This is a genomic window from uncultured Roseovarius sp., assembly GCF_913054395.1.
GTDB lineage: Bacteria > Pseudomonadota > Alphaproteobacteria > Rhodobacterales > Rhodobacteraceae > Roseovarius.
This window is the reverse complement of sequence record NZ_CAJXIP010000006.1, coordinates 1-14,213: the sequence shown is the minus strand read 5'-3', so window position 1 is coordinate 14,213 and position 14,213 is coordinate 1. Positions and strand designations below refer to the sequence as shown.

General features: G+C 62.7%; 15 protein-coding genes and 1 riboswitch. Of the genes, 12 read left to right on the top strand and 3 right to left on the bottom strand.

The window, feature by feature from the left end; all coding sequences use genetic code 11:
- Positions 1-2: 2 nt before the first annotated feature.
- Positions 3-737, bottom strand: coding sequence for a DUF2182 domain-containing protein (locus QZ522_RS01565; RefSeq protein WP_294606806.1), 735 nt, complete (start codon positions 735-737; stop codon positions 3-5).
- Between the two features lie 84 nt (positions 738-821).
- On the opposite strand from QZ522_RS01565, the gene QZ522_RS01560 reads away from it, so the two are divergent.
- The 12 genes from QZ522_RS01560 to QZ522_RS01505 all read left to right on the top strand — a co-directional run bounded on the left by QZ522_RS01560 (position 822) and on the right by QZ522_RS01505 (position 12,151).
- On the top strand, positions 822-1,562 hold the full coding sequence (locus QZ522_RS01560) for a FadR/GntR family transcriptional regulator (protein ID WP_294606744.1): 741 nt from the start codon (positions 822-824) through the stop codon (positions 1,560-1,562).
- Between the two features lie 279 nt (positions 1,563-1,841).
- Positions 1,842-2,753 (top strand): 5-bromo-4-chloroindolyl phosphate hydrolysis family protein, encoded by a 912-nt coding sequence (locus QZ522_RS01555; protein WP_294606742.1) that lies wholly within the window; start codon positions 1,842-1,844, stop codon positions 2,751-2,753.
- 12 nt (positions 2,754-2,765) lie between these two features.
- Positions 2,766-3,965 carry a toxic anion resistance protein gene (locus QZ522_RS01550; RefSeq protein WP_294606741.1) on the top strand — a complete coding sequence of 400 codons (1,200 nt, stop codon included), beginning with the start codon at positions 2,766-2,768 and terminating at the stop codon, positions 3,963-3,965.
- A 14-nt stretch (positions 3,966-3,979) separates the two neighbouring features.
- Positions 3,980-4,930: a DUF2927 domain-containing protein gene (locus QZ522_RS01545; protein ID WP_294606739.1), complete on the top strand. Its 951-nt coding sequence runs from the start codon at positions 3,980-3,982 to the stop codon at positions 4,928-4,930.
- Between the two features lie 22 nt (positions 4,931-4,952).
- Positions 4,953-6,074 carry an SPFH domain-containing protein gene (locus QZ522_RS01540; protein ID WP_294606737.1) on the top strand — a complete coding sequence of 374 codons (1,122 nt, stop codon included), beginning with the start codon at positions 4,953-4,955 and terminating at the stop codon, positions 6,072-6,074.
- A gap of 80 nt (positions 6,075-6,154) precedes the next feature.
- Complete coding sequence (locus tag QZ522_RS01535) at positions 6,155-6,559, top strand: RidA family protein (protein WP_294606736.1); 405 nt, start codon at positions 6,155-6,157, stop codon at positions 6,557-6,559.
- Between the two features lie 8 nt (positions 6,560-6,567).
- On the top strand, positions 6,568-7,662 hold the full coding sequence (locus QZ522_RS01530; protein ID WP_294606734.1) for a primosomal protein N' (replication factor Y) - superfamily II helicase: 1,095 nt from the start codon (positions 6,568-6,570) through the stop codon (positions 7,660-7,662).
- Between the two features lie 3 nt (positions 7,663-7,665).
- A complete protein-coding gene (locus tag QZ522_RS01525; RefSeq protein WP_294606732.1) occupies positions 7,666-8,715 on the top strand; it encodes a proline racemase family protein in 1,050 nt (349 codons plus the stop codon).
- A complete protein-coding gene (locus tag QZ522_RS01520; protein ID WP_294606730.1) occupies positions 8,705-9,376 on the top strand; it encodes a nitroreductase in 672 nt (223 codons plus the stop codon). Before QZ522_RS01525 ends, QZ522_RS01520 begins: the two co-directional genes overlap by 11 nt.
- Before the next feature lie 9 nt (positions 9,377-9,385).
- Positions 9,386-9,823, top strand: coding sequence for a D-aminoacyl-tRNA deacylase (gene dtd / locus QZ522_RS01515; protein ID WP_294606728.1), 438 nt, complete (start codon positions 9,386-9,388; stop codon positions 9,821-9,823).
- A gap of 366 nt (positions 9,824-10,189) precedes the next feature.
- Complete coding sequence (gene argE, locus QZ522_RS01510) at positions 10,190-11,353, top strand: acetylornithine deacetylase (protein ID WP_294606726.1); 1,164 nt, start codon at positions 10,190-10,192, stop codon at positions 11,351-11,353.
- Positions 11,354-11,518: 165 nt separating this feature from the next.
- Positions 11,519-12,151 carry a sulfotransferase family protein gene (locus QZ522_RS01505; RefSeq protein ID WP_294606724.1) on the top strand — a complete coding sequence of 211 codons (633 nt, stop codon included), beginning with the start codon at positions 11,519-11,521 and terminating at the stop codon, positions 12,149-12,151.
- A 49-nt stretch (positions 12,152-12,200) separates the two neighbouring features.
- On the opposite strand, the gene trmB is transcribed toward QZ522_RS01505, so the two are convergent.
- Both trmB and metK read right to left on the bottom strand, forming a co-directional pair.
- On the bottom strand, positions 12,201-12,914 hold the full coding sequence (gene trmB / locus QZ522_RS01500) for a tRNA (guanosine(46)-N7)-methyltransferase TrmB (RefSeq protein ID WP_294606722.1): 714 nt from the start codon (positions 12,912-12,914) through the stop codon (positions 12,201-12,203).
- A gap of 44 nt (positions 12,915-12,958) precedes the next feature.
- Positions 12,959-14,125 (bottom strand): methionine adenosyltransferase, encoded by a 1,167-nt coding sequence (gene metK / locus QZ522_RS01495; protein WP_294606720.1) that lies wholly within the window; start codon positions 14,123-14,125, stop codon positions 12,959-12,961.
- Positions 14,126-14,130: 5 nt separating this feature from the next.
- Positions 14,131-14,178, bottom strand: a riboswitch (SAM-SAH riboswitch).
- Positions 14,179-14,213 lie beyond the last annotated feature (35 nt).

Sequence of the window (14,213 nt, the reverse complement as noted above, 5' to 3'; positions counted from 1 at the left end):
GATTATAGTGACGTCAATAATACCCATGCCGCCCCCGCCAAAAGCGCGATGCCAAGTGGCCGTGTCAGCCAGCGTCCGAGATCCGGCAGCTTTTCCAGCACCATGATCAGCGTCGCCACGCCCATGAAGGCGATGTTCATCACGCCGCCCACAAAGGCCAGCATCATCAGCGCCCAGCAACAGCCCAGGCACACAAGGCCGAGGCGCACGCCATTGCGCCAGGCGCCCTCGTCCCAATACTGCATGAAGAACGCCAGCGGGCGGCGGCATTTCGAAAGGCAGGCCTCTTTTGCCGGGCTGAACTGATAAAGCCCCGCGACGGCCAAAAGCCCCGCCGAGAGGATGCCCGACCTGCTGTCGCCAAAGGCGCTGACCAGCCCGGCCAGGAACAGCACCATCTGCGCGCCCGCCGCCAGCACCGAGAACCCCAGCCAGACCGTTATATAGCCCGCAACCAGCACGGCAAACCGGGTCTGGCCGGTATGCGAGAGGTCGTCATAGGTGGCGAAAGCCGGCAGCGCCGTGGGCGCCATCATCGCCGCCGACATCAGCGCCCACATCAGCGTTATGCGCCAGAACCCGGCGGCATCAGGGGTGACGATGCACAGGCTGGCCAGGAAATCCCCGCCATAGGTTACCGCCCCGGCCCGCAGGGCCTGCGGCAGGGCCATCGCGTACAGCAACACCCAGGCGAGGGCGATCAGGCCGAACAGCGCCAGCCAGTGCCCCCCCGTCATCCGCCTTACCTGCGTTGAAAACATCGCCTCCCCCTGCGAATCATGTCTTGCATTTAAAATGTCAGACAATTAAATGTATGACAAATGAAAATTGATCCCGATAACAAGGCCGACCTTTCGGCACAGATCGCCAAGGCGATCCGCGACGCAATTGTCAGCGGCGATATGATCGTCGATGAACGCCTGCCCTCGGAGGCCGAGCTTGCCGATCAGTTCAACGTGTCGCGCCCGACCGTGCGCGAGGCGCTCAAACGGCTGGCGGCGCAATCGCTGATCCGCACCCAGCGGGGCGCTTTTGGCGGGGCCTTCGTGAACCGGCTCAGCTATGAAGAGGCCTATGGCCAACAGATCACCACCGCCACGCTCCTGCTGTCGATGAACGGCATCAGCTTTGATGTCGCCTGCGAGGCGCGCTATGCGCTGGAACGCGCCTGCACGCCGCTTTCGGCCGCCCGGCGCACCGCCGATATCCTGGCCACGATGCGCGCCGAAATCCACCGACAGGCGCAACCGGGGCTAAGCGACGAAACCTTTTGCGCCTCTGACGTGGCCTTTCACCGGGCCCTGGTCGATGGCGCGGGCAACCCGGTGCTGTCCTATCAGCTTGCAGGCGCAGTCGAAGCGATGCAGCCGCTGATGAACATGATTACCTTCACCGCCCGCTCGCGCGAGGCGATCGTCGCGCTGCATACGCGCATCGCCGACGCCCTTGAGGCCCGCGCGCCCGATGCGGCGCAAGAAGCGCTGCACGAGCTTGAGGCCTACACGCTTCACCTGGGGCGCGACGTGATGGCCACACGAGACAAGGACCGTGCCAACGGCTGAGAGGCCGGAATTGAGTATTTGGGGAAAGATGAAAGTCAGGGCCGGAGGTTTTCATCTTTCTCCAAATACTCATACTCCGCAGACGCGGCGCTCGGCGAGGATGGGGGAATGCGCCAGCGCGGATGATGTTCCCCCTAGAAAGCCCGCCCGCCATAGCCTAAGTTCAACGTCAAGTAGACTGGGCCGCGAGGGTAGCATGAGCGATACGGGACTGCAAAAGCTGGCTTTTTTCCTGCTGGTTGCGCTGATTATGTTCGTCTCGGCCACGGGGGGCGTGTGATGTCCCGGCGTTTTGGCGGCAAGTACAGCCCCTCGGGCGAAGACCCCGCGCAGGCAGCTCAGGGCGCCGGCCCGCGGGGCAGTTTCCGGGGCGCGCGGCGCACGCGCGCGGGCGGGCGGGTCAACCTGTTGTTCTTTGCACCATTACCACTTGCGGCGCGGGCCTTTGGCTCGGGGCCGATTGATCTTGCGTTCAACCTGACAGCCCTTGGCGCGCTTTTGCTGGCCGCCTGGCTGACGCGGCACGGGATATTGGCGCAAGAGGCCTATGAGGCGCGCAAGATTGCGCGGCGCCCTGCATTTCCGCGCAAGATCGCGGCTTCGCTTTTCACCGGGCTGGGGCTTGGCCTTGCGGGATTTGCCGGCGACGGCGGCCTGGTCGGGCCGCTGATCTATGCCGGTCTCGGTGCGGTGCTCCACAGCATGGCCTTTGGGCTTGATCCGTTGAAAGACAAGGGTGTCGAGGGCATCGACACCTTTCAGAGCGATCGAGTGGCGCGCATTGTCGATCAGGCCGAGACCTATCTTGGCGCGATGAGCGCGGCGATTGCCCGTGTCGGCGACCGCCAGGCCGAGGCCCGGCTTGAGCGGTTTCAGGCCAGCGTGCGCGACATGTTGCGCACGGTCGAGGATGACCCGCGCGACCTGACGGCGGCGCGCAAGTATCTGAGCGTGTATCTGATGGGGGCCCGCGATGCCTCGGTGAAATTCGCCGAGCTGCACGCGCGCGCGCCAAACCCCGCCGCACGCGACAGCTATCTCAGCCTGCTCGGAGATCTTGAAGAAAACTTCACTGCCAAGACCCGTGCCCTGATGATCGACAACACCACCGATCTTGATATCGAGATCAGCGTGTTGCGCGATCGCCTTGCGCGCGAAGGCGTTCAGCTTGAAACCAAAGATCTAGTTTAAAAGGGACCAATCATGTCAGATACCATCCGCCAGAAAGCCGAGGCCGCCCTTGCCGATGTCGAGGCCGTGAGCCGCGCCATTTTGCCCGAACCCACCGAGGCCGGTGCAATCGTACCGCTGGAACAGGCCGATGCCCCGGTCGGCGCCGAGATCACCCGCCGCATGGACGAGATCGACATGGGCGATACCAACTCGATCGTTTCGTTCGGGTCTGCCGCGCAGGCCGAATTGCAGGAAATCAGCCAGGCCATGCTTCAGGGCGTGCGCAACAAGGATATCGGTCCGGCGGGCGACAGCCTGCGCGGAATAGTTACCACGATCCGCGGCTTTGCGATCAGCGAACTCGACGTGCGCCGCGAGCGCAGCTGGTGGGAAAAACTGTTGGGGCGCGCCGCCCCATTTGCCAAGTTCACCGCCCGGTATGAACAGGTGCAGGGCCAGATCGACAAGATCACCGACGATCTTCTGGGGCATGAGCATATCCTGCTCAAGGATATCAAATCGCTCGATATGCTTTATGAAAAGACTCTGGCCTTTTATGACGAGCTTGCGCTTTATATCGCTGCGGGCGAGGCCAAGCTGAAAGAGCTCGACACAAAGCAGATTCCCGCCGCCGAGGCTGCTGTCAAAGCCGCCCCCGAGGCCGATCAGGTGATGAAAGCGCAGGAACTGCGCGATCTGCGTGCCGCTCGCGATGACCTTGAGCGCCGGGTGCATGACCTCAAGCTGACCCGTCAGGTGACGATGCAATCGTTGCCGTCAATCAGGCTGGTGCAGGAAAACGACAAATCGCTGGTCACCAAGATCAACTCGACATTGGTCAATACCGTCCCGCTCTGGGAAACCCAGCTTGCCCAGGCGGTGACGATCCAGCGCTCGGCCGAGGCCGCCGCTGCGGTGCGCGGCGCCAATGACCTGACCAATGAATTGCTGACCGCGAATGCCAAGAACCTGCGCTCGAGCAACAAGATGATCCGCGAGGAAATGGAGCGCGGGGTATTTGACATCGAAGCGGTCAAACAGGCCAATGCCGACCTGATCGGCACCATTCAGGAAAGTCTTCAAATCGCCGACGCGGGCAAGGCCAAACGCGCCGCCGCCGAGGAAGACCTCAAGAAGATGGAGGCCGAATTGCGCGACACGCTGGCCTCTGCCAAGGCGCGCAGGGATGGTGTAGGCGACAACGCCGGCACCTCCGTGCCCAAGGGCTGAGAGGCACGGTGCGGATGCGCGGCATTGCATGGTCGGGGCTTTGGGCTTTGGGACTGATGGCGCTGGCGGGCTGCGAGATGGCACCGCTGGCGCCGACGGCGCGCCCGGTCGAGCGGCCTGCGGGCGTAGGGCCGTCCTCGGGGGCGGCCACGCCCTCGGCCAATAGTGCGGCGCTCGCGCGCTATTACGCGCGCCTCGAGGCGGACCTGCTTAATCGCGGCTTGTTGCGCCGCGACGGTGGCGGGCCGGACACGCCCTATAGCGACACCGATCTGGCGCGTAATTTCGAGCGGATCGCATTTTACGACGAATACGCGCAGGGCGCGGGCTTTCGGCCATCATCGGGGCGTGCCGGGGGGCTGCGCAAATGGGATGGCCCGGTGCGCATGAGCGTAGAGTTCGGCGCCTCGGTTCCCGAAGAGCAGCGCGTTGACGACAGGGCGATGGTCGCCGGTTATGCCGCGCGCCTCGCGCGTATCACCCGCCACCCGATAAGCGCAGGCAGCAGCAGGCCGAATTTCCACGTGCTTATCATGGGCGAGGATGACCGCGACGCCGCCCTTGCGCGCATCCGTCAGCTTGTGCCCAATGCGGGCCCCTCGACGATTGAGATTTTCCGCGACATGCCGCGCACCATCCACTGTCTCGTGGTGGCGTTTTCCGGCGAGGGCGAGGATTTCACCTATCGCCGCGCCATCGCCTTTATCCGCGCCGAGCATCCACCTTTGATGCGCGAGTCCTGCGTGCATGAAGAGCTTGCGCAGGGCCTTGGCCTTGCCGACGACAGCCCGCAGGCGCGCCCCTCGATCTTTAACGACGACGACGAGTTTGCGCTTTTGACCAGCCATGACGAAGAGCTGTTGCGCCTGCTCTATTCCCCCGACCTTGTTCCGGGCATGACCGCCGACCAGGCCCGCCCCATTATCCGCCGCCTGCTTGACCAACGCAGCGGCGGTCCGGTTTAATTCGCGATACAGGAGTTTCCCGATGTCCATTTTCGATTTCCTCTCAGGACAGTTCATCGACGTCATCCACTGGACCGATGATACCCGTGACACGATGGTCTGGCGGTTCGAGCGCGAGGGGCATGAGATCAAGTACGGCGCCAAGCTGACCGTGCGCGAGGGACAGGCGGCGGTGTTTGTGCACGAGGGGCAGCTGGCCGATGTGTTCACGCCCGGTCTCTATATGCTCGAAACCAACAACATGCCGATCCTGACCTCGCTCAATCATTGGGATCACGGCTTTCGCTCGCCGTTCAAATCCGAAATCTATTACGTCAACACCACCCGGTTCAACGATCTAAAATGGGGCACCAAAAACCCGATCATGCTGCGCGATCCGGAGTTCGGGCCGACCCGCATCCGCGCCTTTGGCACCTATACCGTGCGGGTCAGCGACGCGGCGAAATTCCTGACCGAGATCGTCGGCACCGATGGTGAATTCACCATGGACGAGATCAGCTATCAGATCCGCAACATTATCGTGCAGGCGTTTTCACGCATCATCGCGGGCGCGGGCATCCCGGTGCTTGATATGGCGGCCAACACGCGCGAGCTTGGCAAGCTGGTGGCGACCGAGATTTCCGCCGTGGTGGCCGACTACGGCCTGACGATCCCCGAGTTCTATATAGAGAACATATCGCTTCCGCCCGCCGTGGAAGAGGCGCTGGACAAGCGCACCTCGATGGGGGTGGCGGGCGACCTTAACCGCTTTACCAAGTATTCCACCGCCGAGGCGATGACCGCCGCCGCGCATAATCCCGCCGGGGGCGGCGGTATGGGCGCGGGTCTTGGCATGGGGATGGGCATGGCGATGGCCCAGCAGATGAGCGAGCAAGGCCCGTGGGGCCCTCGTCCGGCCTCTCAGCCAGCCACGCAAACCCCGCCACCGCCGCCGCCGGTCGAGCATGTCTGGCATATCGCCGAGGGCGGCGAGACCAGCGGCCCGTTTTCCAAGGCCTCGATGGGGCGGATGGCGCGCGAAGGCAAGCTGACCCGGCAAACCCATGTCTGGACCCCCGGTCAGGATGGCTGGATGCTGGCCGAGGATGTCGACGAGCTGGCGCAGCTGTTTACGGTTCTGCCCCCACCCCCGCCAGCGGCCTGAAGCCGATGCGCCGGGATGCGGCCGGCGCGATCCATGACTGAGGACACATCCCACACCGCGCCTGCACCCGGAGACCTGCCATGACCTTTGACCGAGACCTGATTTCCAACGACAACCCGATGGAACGCATCGTCGGGTTCAGCCGCGCCGTGCGCGTCGGCCCTTTCATCTCGGTCGGCGGCACGGCGCCGGTGGGCGCTGACGGAAAGACCGTCGGGATCGGGGACGTCGCGATGCAGACCCGCCAATGCATCGAGATCATCAAAGCCGCGTTGGAGCAAGCCGGATCGGGCCTGCATGACGTGGTGCGCACACGGGTCATCCTGACCGACATCGACAACTGGAAAGCAGCCATTGATGTCCGCAAGGAGTATTTCGCGGATGTCCGACCGGTCGACACGATCATGGCAATCGACCGTTTCGTGAACCCCGAATGGCTGATCGAGCTGGAAGCTGACGCGATCATCGCAAACTGGAACGGGTGACCACCGGAATGACTTCGGAGCATCGCTTTCCCTGTCAAAGCTGTGGCGCCGATTACCGGTTCGATCCCGATCATGGGCAACTGGTCTGTGACCACTGCGGCGATACCTGTGCCATAGACACCGGCGGCCCGTGGCAGGGCGGCATCCGGGAACTTGATTTCAAGGAGGCGGTCAATGCCCGACTGCCCGAGCAGGAGATCGAGGAAACCCGCGTCACCACCTGCACAAGCTGTGGCGCACAGGTCGAGCTTGACGAGGCCACCCATGCCAGGGAATGCCCGTTCTGCGCCTCGCCCGTGGTCACCGGCACCGGCACCCACCGCCACATCAAACCGCGCGCCCTTCTGCCGTTTGCGCTTGACGAAGGCACCGCGCGCAGGGCGATGACCGACTGGCTTGGGAGGTTGTGGTTTGCCCCCAACGGGTTGCGCGACTATGCCCGCAAGGGCCGCGCGATGGAGGGCATCTATGTGCCCTACTGGACCTATGACGCCGACACCAAATCGACCTATCGCGGCGAACATGGCACGGTTTATTACGTCAACCAAAGCGTGCGGCGCGACGGCAAGACCCATCAGGTGCGGGTTGCCAAGGTCCGCTGGCGCCCGGTGTCGGGGCGGGTGGCGCGGTTCTTTGACGACGTGCTTGTCCTGGCCTCGACCTCTTTGCCCAAGCGGTTCACCGATGCGCTTGAGCCTTGGGATCTGGCCGCGCTTGAACCCTACCGCCCCGAATACCTCGCCGGGTTTCGCGCCGAGGGGTATACCGTCGACCTTGAAACCGGGTTTGACGAGGCGCGCGCGCATATGGACCGGGTGATCGCGCGCGACGTGCGCTTTGACATCGGCGGCGACCGCCAGAGGATTCACGACATCCAGACCCGGATCGGCGATGTGACCTTCAAGCATGTCCTGCTGCCGGTCTGGCTTGCGGCCTATAAATACCGCGGCAAGACCTATCGGTTCGTCGTCAACGGCCGCAGCGGGCAGGTCCAGGGCGAACGCCCCTACTCGGCCTGGAAGATCGCCCTTGCCGTGCTTTTCGGGGCGGTTATTGCGGCGGCTGTGGGCTATGTGCTAGCACTCAACCAAGGGGAGTTCTGAGCCATGCGATCAAGCCGCAACATCCAGATCGTATCTGCCCATGCAGGCGGCGAAGTGGGCGATGTCATCACCGGCGGCGTGGCCCCGCCCCCCGGCGCGACGATGTGGGAAAAATCCCGCTTCATCGCCCGCGACGACAAACTGCGCCAATTCGTTCTGAATGAACCACGCGGCGGCGTATTTCGCCACGTGAACCTTCTGGTGCCGCCAACCGATGCACGCGCCGACATGGGCTTTGTCATCATGGAACCCGCCGACACCCCGCCGATGTCGGGCTCGAACACGATCTGCGTGGCGACCGTGCTTTTGGAAACCGGCATCCTTGAGATGTCAGAGCCTGAAACCCGCCTGACGCTCGAGGCGCCCGGCGGCCTTGTGGCGGTGCGCGCCGAATGTTCAGAGGGCAAGGTCACACGCATCCACCTGCAAAACCTGCCCTCCTTCGCCGCACGCCTTGACGCAAGGCTCGACCTGCCGGGACTGGGCAATATCACCGTCGACACGGCCTTTGGCGGCGACAGCTTCGTGGTGGTCGATGCACCGGCGCTTGGGCTTGACCTTGTGCCGGGCGCTGCGCGTCACCTGGCAGAGCTTGGCACCCGCATCAGCGCCGCCGCGACCGAACAACTCGGCTTTCATCACCCGACAAATCCCGACTGGCGCCATTTCTCTTTTTGCCTCTTCGCCACCGCGCCCAAACGCACCTCGACCGGCCTTGAGGCACGCCACGCCGTGGCGATCCGCCCCGGCAAGATCGACCGCTCGCCCACCGGCACCGCACTCTCGGCACGCATGGCGCTTTTGCACGCACGCGGCGAGATGGGCCTTGGCGACCGCTATAGCGCGACCTCGCTGATCGGCTCGCGCTTTGACGGTATCATTGCTGACGCGCTGGATCTGGGCGGCACCGCCGCGATCCTGCCCGAAATCTCCGGTCAGGCCTGGATCACCGGAACCCACAACCTGATGCTTGACCCCGATGATCCCTGGCCGCTTGGCTACCGCCTGTCGGACACATGGAACGGCGCGCAAGAGGCCTCGAATGACAGATGAATTCAACCACCTGCGCCACACGCTCGATGCGCGCTATTCCTGCCGCGCTTTTCGCCCCGATCCGGTGCCGGACGCGACCATCCAACAGATCGTCATGGCTGCGGGTCGTGCTCCGTCATGGTGCAACGCTCAGCCCTGGAAGGTCACCGTCACCCACGGCCCCGAAACCGCGCGCTTTCGCGACGCGATGCTCGCGGCGGTGCAAGACGACACGCCCGCACCCGACCTGACCTGGCCCACAAGCTATCCCGGCGCCCATGGCACGCGCCGCCTTGAATGCGGGCTGCAACTCTACGAAGCCGTGGGAATCGCGCGCCATGACCGCGCCGCACGGGCCGAACAATCCCTGCTAAACTATCACTTCTTCGGCGCCCCGCATGTCGCCATCATCCAGTCCGAGGCCGCGCTTGGCCCTTACGGCGCGATGGATACCGGCGGTTTCATCACCGCCTTCACGCTGGCGGCGACGGCACTTGGCCTTGGCAGTATCGCCCAGGCCTCGGTTGCGGCCTATGCGCCGATGATCCGCGCGCATTTCGACCTGCCCGACAGCCGCCTGATCCTCTGCGCGATCTCCTTTGGTTGGCCCGACCCCGATCACGCCGCCAACAGCTTTCGCACCAGCCGCGCCGATCTCTCAGAAATCTACGACCCAAGATAAAGGCTCCCCATGCGCGCCCTTCTGCAACGTGTCTCCGAGGCCAGCGTCGCCGTTGACGGAAAGGTCATCGGCCAATGCGGCCCCGGCCTGCTGATCCTGATCTGCGCCATGCAGGGCGATACCGAGGTCGAGGCAGATCAGCTTGCCAGCAAGATCGCCAAACTGCGCATCTTCACCGATGAGGCGGGCAAGATGAACCGCTCCATCCTGGACACAGCAGGCTCGGCCCTGGTGATCAGCCAGTTCACCCTTGCCGCCGATACAAGCCGCGGCAACCGTCCCGGCTTTTCACGCGCCGCCCCGCCCGTCGAGGGCCGCCGCCTCTACGAGTATTTCGCAGCCCAAATCGCCGCTCAGGGCATCGCCACCCAAACCGGCCGGTTCGGCGCCGACATGAAGGTCCGCCTCGTCAACGACGGCCCCGTCACCCTCTGGATGGAAAGCTGAACTCCTTCTTCTTGCCGAAAATATCCCGGGGAGTTTGAGGGGCAGCGCCCCTCATTCTCAAACCGAAAAGAGCGCGCCGCAGGCGCTCCGCCGGGTCAGGCGTCTCATGGCGCGCGCGATTCAGGCCCTTTCAAGAGATGTCTTTCACCGGGAACTGACAAAACCGGCATAATTTCCGGGTAACCAAGCGGGTTGCGATGGATTTCGGAAAGCCGCAGGCCATCCAGCGGTGACAAAACCCATCGCGTGCCCCGTCTCTTGCCTTGAAACGGTGCGTAAAAATGCCGTCACGGGGCTTGACGGGCGGGCTTTGGGCCAACACTGTCACACAGTTTTCATAATCTCCGAACCGCCAAGGATTCCGACGTGAGCACCCAACTTTCCGATACCGTTGCGCTTTTGCGTGACCTGATTGCCTTTCCGACCGTGTCAGAAGTGAGCAATCTGGACATGATCGCCTACCTTGCTCATGTGCTGGAATCCCACGGCGCGCAGGTCGACATCTTTCATGACGAGATCGGCCACAAGGCCAACCTTTTCGCAACCATCGGCCCCGAGGTCGATGGCGGCATCGTCCTGTCGGGGCACTCCGACGTGGTGCCGGTCGCGGAACAGGATTGGGCCAGCGACCCGTTCGAGCTTATTGAACATGACGGCCATCTTTATGGGCGCGGCACCTGTGACATGAAGGGGTTCATCGCCGCCGCCACCGCCATGGCCCCGGTCTTTGCCGGACACGTCAAGGACCGTCCGCTGCATTTCGCCTTTACCTATGACGAGGAAGTCGGATGCTTTGGGGCGCAGGCCCTTGTCGACAGCCTCAAGGCCAAGGGCATCCGCCCCGGCGTGGCAATCATTGGCGAACCGACCAGCATGCGCATCATCGAGGGGCACAAGGGGTGCTATGAATATACCACCCATTTCAGCGGACTTGCCGGGCATGGCTCTGCCCCGGACCGGGGGGTGAATGCCGTGGAATATGCCGCGCGCTATATCAATCGCCTGCTGGTGCTCAAGGATGCGCTTCGCGACCGCGCCCCTGCCAACAGCCGCTTTGACCCGCCCTGGACCACGATCAACACCGGAAGCATGAAGGGCGGCGTCGCCCATAACGTGATTGCCTCAAACGCCAGCATCGAGTGGGAAATGCGCCCGGTACAGGCTACGGATGCGAATTTCGTCAAGGATGACCTGCGCCAGTATTGCCAGGAGGTGCTGTTGCCCGCCATGCGAAGCATCTGCCCAGACGCCAATATCGTGACCGAAGTCATCGGCGAGGTTGACGGGCTGGAACCCGCAGAAATGAACGAGGCCAAGGCGATCCTGATGGAGCTGACCGGGGCCGATGGCGCAGCCCTTGTACCGTTTGGCACCGAGGCCGGCATCTTTCAGCAATACGGCATGTCGGCGGTGGTCTGCGGACCGGGATCCATTGATCAGGCGCATAAGCCCGATGAATATGTCTCACTCGACCAGCTTCAGCAATGCCTGGACATGCTCGGGCGACTTGGCACCAAACTGGCCGCCTGAGCCCCCGTCCCGGCCAGGCCTTGCGAAATTTTACTTGGAAAAAATCCGCCCTCGCCCTAGCCTGTCAGGGTGACAGGCGTAACGATATGGGTTTTCAGGTCTCCGGAAAGGGACGGCATCCGCTATTGTCCTCCAGTTTGTGCATAAGCGGGCCGCGGTATCACAATGGCACTCAAAATTATCGGATCGGGTTTCGGACGCACCGGAACAATGTCAACCAAACTGGCCCTCGAACATCTTGGCTTCGGGCCCTGTCACCATATGGTCGAGGTCATGGAAAACCCGGCCCAACCGGCGCATTGGGCCGCGATATCCGCCGGCCGGCCGGTGGATTGGAATGCGGTTTTTGACGGCTACAACGCCCAGGTCGACTGGCCCGGCGCAGCGGTCTGGCCACAGACCATCACCGCCTTTCCCGAGGCCAAGGTGATCCACACCGAACGCCCGGAAGACGCCTGGTGGAACAGCTTCAGCACCACGATCAGCAAGTTTTTCACAAATGCCCCCGACATGGACCTGCCGCCACATATCCATGATATCTTTCGCACGATGTCGGGCTGGTTCCTGAAGGATACCTTCGAGGATCACACCGACCGCGACTGTGCGATTGCCGCCTATCGCGCGAACAATCAGGCGGTGCGCGATCAGGTTCCCTCCGACCGCCTTCTGGTGTTTCATGTCGCAGACGGCTGGCAGCCGCTCTGCGACTTCCTGGAGGTGCCGGTTCCCGATATCCCGTTCCCGCGCAGCAATCCGCGCGATGAGTTCTGGGCACATTTCGGCGGCGAACCGGACTAACCCCGCCCAGAGGACAAGGCCGACACGCAAGAGCCGGGCGCGTCGCCGCTCAGCGCTTGCGGAAGGTCAGGTAATGCGGCACGCGCCCCTCGCGCAGGGCTTTTTGCTCGTAGCGCGTGGACATCCAGTCATCCCAGGGATCGCGCCAATCGGCGGGGCGTTCAGCGAGCCATTCAAACCCATGGCGCGGCACCTCTTCCAGGGTCTGGCGGACATAATCCGGAATATCAGTTGCCACGCGAAAAATGGCACCCTTTTTCATGACCTTGCAGAGCGGCGTTAAATGCTCTTCGGTGACAAACCGGCGTCTGTGATGGCGCTTTTTCGGCCATGGATCGGGATAAAGCAGAAAGGCGCGGGATATCGAATTTTCCGGCAGGACATCAAACATGTGACGCACATCGCCGGGATAAACGGCGATGTTTTCCGCCCCGGCCTCGCGGATTTTTCCCAACAGCATGGCGACGCCGTTGATGAAGGGCTCACAGCCGATTATCCCGACGTCGGGGTTTTGAACGGCCTGATGCACCATGTGCTCGCCGCCACCAAAACCGATTTCAAGCCAGACGTCCCTGTCACCGAAAAGCGATTTCAGGTCAATGAGGTTACGGTCGGGGTTCTCGTCCCATCCGACCGCCCCCGGCGACAGTTTCGCCAGATCTTCGTCAAGATAGGCCTCTTGGCTCGGGCGCAGTGTCTTGCCCTTGAAGCGACCGTAGAAGTTGCGCCATGGCGCCCCTGAAGGATGTCTGTCGCGCGTCATATACACTTAAACCGGCGCGCGAAGAACGCGCGCCGACCCCTTGATTAAACAGCCTTTTTCAAGGCCTCGATCAGATCGGTTCGTTCCCAGCTAAAGCCGCCGTCGGCCTCGGGCGCGCGGCCGAAATGGCCATAGGCCGCCGTGCGTGAATAGATTGGGCGGCACAGATCGAGATGCTCGCGGATACCACGCGGGGTCAGATCCATGCAGGCCTCGACCGCTTTTTCGATCTGCATGTCGTGCACCTCGCCGGTGCCATGGGTATCGACATAGATCGACAGCGGTTTGGCCACGCCGATCGCATAGCTAAGCTGAAGGGTACAGCGTTTCGCAAGGCCGGAGGCCACGACGTTTTTCGCCAGATAGCGCGCCGCATAGGCCGCCGAGCGGTCCACCTTGGTCGGGTCCTTGCCCGAGAACGCGCCGCCGCCATGCGGGGCCGCGCCACCGTAGGTGTCCACGATGATCTTGCGCCCGGTCAGGCCCGCATCGCCATCCGGTCCGCCGATCACGAAGGTGCCGGTTGGATTCACCCACCATTCGGTTTTCCCGGTCAGCCAGCCCGCCGGCAGAACCTCTTGAATATAGGGCTCGACAATGGCGCGGATGTCATCGCTGGTCTGGGTTTCGTCGGTGTGCTGGGTCGAAAGCACAAGCTGTGTCACCTCGACCGGGCGGCCGTCTTCATAGCGCAGGGTCAGCTGCGATTTCGCATCCGGCCCCAATGTCGGCTCGACCCCGGATTTGCGCACCTCCGCCAGACGCTTGAGGATCGCGTGTGAATAGAGAATGGGGGCCGGCATCAGCTCGGTCGTTTCATCGACGGCATAGCCGAACATGATTCCCTGATCACCGGCGCCGTCGCGGTCCACGCCCTGCGCGATATGTGCCGATTGCGGATGCAAGAGATTCTGGAACGCCAGGTTCTCCCAGTGGAATTTATCCTGCTCATAACCAATATCGCGCACGCAATCGCGCACGATATCCTCGACCCCGCCCATGAAGGTCTTGAGACGCTGAGGATCCGACAGACCAACCTCACCGCCGACCACGACACAGTTGGTGGTGGCGAAGGTTTCACAGGCCACCCGCGCATTGGCTTCTTCGGCGAGAAAGGCATCAAGGATGGCGTCCGAGATGCGATCACACACCTTGTCGGGATGCCCTTCCGAGACGGACTCGGAGGTGAAGAGATAGTTCTGTCTTGCCATGAAAACGCTCCAATAAGTTATATCGCCACGCCAGGAAGCCGTTGTGACGACAGATCAAACGGCCATAGATCGGAAGAGCACACGTCTG

Excerpts from the sequence above, each read along its gene's own strand:
- QZ522_RS01565 (WP_294606806.1), bottom strand. The coding sequence starts at position 737 with ATGACGGGGGGGCACTGGCTGGCGCTGTTCGGCCTGATCGCCCTCGCC.
- QZ522_RS01560 (WP_294606744.1), top strand. The coding sequence starts at position 822 with ATGAAAATTGATCCCGATAACAAGGCCGACCTTTCGGCACAGATCGCC.
- QZ522_RS01555 (WP_294606742.1), top strand. The coding sequence starts at position 1,842 with ATGTCCCGGCGTTTTGGCGGCAAGTACAGCCCCTCGGGCGAAGACCCC.
- QZ522_RS01550 (WP_294606741.1), top strand. The coding sequence starts at position 2,766 with ATGTCAGATACCATCCGCCAGAAAGCCGAGGCCGCCCTTGCCGATGTC.
- QZ522_RS01545 (WP_294606739.1), top strand. The coding sequence starts at position 3,980 with ATGCGCGGCATTGCATGGTCGGGGCTTTGGGCTTTGGGACTGATGGCG.
- QZ522_RS01540 (WP_294606737.1), top strand. The coding sequence starts at position 4,953 with ATGTCCATTTTCGATTTCCTCTCAGGACAGTTCATCGACGTCATCCAC.
- QZ522_RS01535 (WP_294606736.1), top strand. The coding sequence starts at position 6,155 with ATGACCTTTGACCGAGACCTGATTTCCAACGACAACCCGATGGAACGC.
- QZ522_RS01530 (WP_294606734.1), top strand. The coding sequence starts at position 6,568 with ATGACTTCGGAGCATCGCTTTCCCTGTCAAAGCTGTGGCGCCGATTAC.
- QZ522_RS01525 (WP_294606732.1), top strand. The coding sequence starts at position 7,666 with ATGCGATCAAGCCGCAACATCCAGATCGTATCTGCCCATGCAGGCGGC.
- QZ522_RS01520 (WP_294606730.1), top strand. The coding sequence starts at position 8,705 with ATGACAGATGAATTCAACCACCTGCGCCACACGCTCGATGCGCGCTAT.
- dtd (WP_294606728.1), top strand. The coding sequence starts at position 9,386 with ATGCGCGCCCTTCTGCAACGTGTCTCCGAGGCCAGCGTCGCCGTTGAC.
- QZ522_RS01505 (WP_294606724.1), top strand. The coding sequence starts at position 11,519 with ATGGCACTCAAAATTATCGGATCGGGTTTCGGACGCACCGGAACAATG.
- trmB (WP_294606722.1), bottom strand. The coding sequence starts at position 12,914 with ATGACGCGCGACAGACATCCTTCAGGGGCGCCATGGCGCAACTTCTAC.
- metK (WP_294606720.1), bottom strand. The coding sequence starts at position 14,125 with ATGGCAAGACAGAACTATCTCTTCACCTCCGAGTCCGTCTCGGAAGGG.